Origin of the sequence: Caproicibacter fermentans (assembly GCF_009746625.1) — a bacterium.
GTDB lineage: Bacteria > Bacillota > Clostridia > Oscillospirales > Acutalibacteraceae > Caproicibacter > Caproicibacter fermentans.
Genome location: NZ_VWXL01000039.1, coordinates 1 through 1,513 on the forward strand (window position 1 = coordinate 1; position 1,513 = coordinate 1,513).

Genomic DNA, 1,513 nt, shown 5'->3' on the forward strand with positions numbered 1-1,513 from the left:
CTGTTATGCTCTAAGAGCTTTTTATTTTTTTTCACAACTAAATTTTAAAGCAAAAAGCCGGAGCTGCCAATACCTTTTCGTATGGTTGCTCCGACTTTTTTTTCGTGCCGTTTTGCAACGGCCCCTTTGTTCTGTTGATTTCAAAGGGGCATCATTTTGGCGCGCTACACAATGCTTGCAAAGTGCAGCGCGCCAAAACGGGGCAAGCCTCCCTTGCTTTCTGTTCCCCGGTTGCGGCAGCCATGACACGGCAAAAATCCGTCCTGTCAAAGGCCGGGTAAGCTCTGTCGGAAGTCAGCTCCGGATGCTTTGAAACATCGCAAAAGACTGCCCGCGCATCCTAAGACGACCATTTTCCAAAGTACTGCGGCCTATCGTAAAAACGGGTTTGCCCTTCTCCGTCAAAGGAATTTCCACTTCACGGCAGGAAGGATTCACCGCTATAAAGTACTTGCCACGGCGGTATACAAACGGATAACAGTCTTTCTCCGCATAAATCACCTCAAAGTTTGGAACCGCCTGCAAATCAGTAATTTGATGGCGCAGGGCCAGCACTTTTCGCACCGTATTCAGCAAAGAATTTTCGTCTTTTTCCTCGTTTTCCACCGTGGGGGCACAGTCACGGGCGTCTACCGGCAGATATAGCTTTTCCCTCTCTGCGTTGGAGAAGCCTAAATTTTTCCCGTTCGTCCACTGCATTGGCGTACGCGTTCCGGTTCGGTGATAGCCGCCTTCCACACTCGTCAGGTTAAAATACTGCATCCCGATTTCATCGCCGTAATAGAGAAACGGAACGCCCGGCATGGTTAAAAGAAACGAATACGCGATTTTGCATTCCGAATTATCATAGCCGAGCGTCATGCGGGGAGTATCATGATTGCAGGTTATAAAGCTGATATAGCCCGCTGACTTTGACACATTGTATTTCGGAAGATAATCCTCCAGAAACTCCATGATGTTTCCCCGGCCCTGTTTGCTGAAAAAGCTGAGCGGGGCGCCGTCACTGCCCGTTTTACGAAAAAGTGAATCGTAACCGTTTCCCCTGTGATTCAGATAAAAATCCATGTGAAACCGCGACTTGTTAATCGCCTTGTCGGGATCGGACCATTCGGATACCATTGCAGCTTCCGGATATTCCCGGTCAAGCATCTCGCGCACATTTCTCCAGATTTCAGCGGTCGCAGCGTGATCGTCGTCATTTTTAACCAAGGACGCAGCCATATCGACGCGAAAACCATCGCAGCCTGCATCAAGCCAAAAACGCATCACGTCTTTCATCTCTTCGCGTGTCGCGACGCAGTCCGGACTTGTATAATGCTTCTGCCACGGTGCGGTTATCCTGTTAAAACCGTAATTCAGGGATGGCTGTGACGAAAAAAAATTCAGAAGGTAGCAGCCGTCTCTTTCTGTTACACCGCACATGGAGTTGAACCCGGCCGGGCGGTTCCATACGGAATCCGTCCAGATATACCGGTGGCTGTATTGATTTTGTTTCGCTTTTTTGCTTTCCAGA

General features: G+C 49.1%; 1 protein-coding gene. It reads right to left on the bottom strand.

What is annotated here, in order from left to right; all coding sequences use genetic code 11:
• Window positions 1-294: 294 nt before the first annotated feature.
• Window positions 295-1,513: alpha-amylase family glycosyl hydrolase (locus CAFE_RS06190; protein ID WP_166525079.1), on the bottom strand; the 1,219-nt coding region annotated here is incomplete at its 5' end.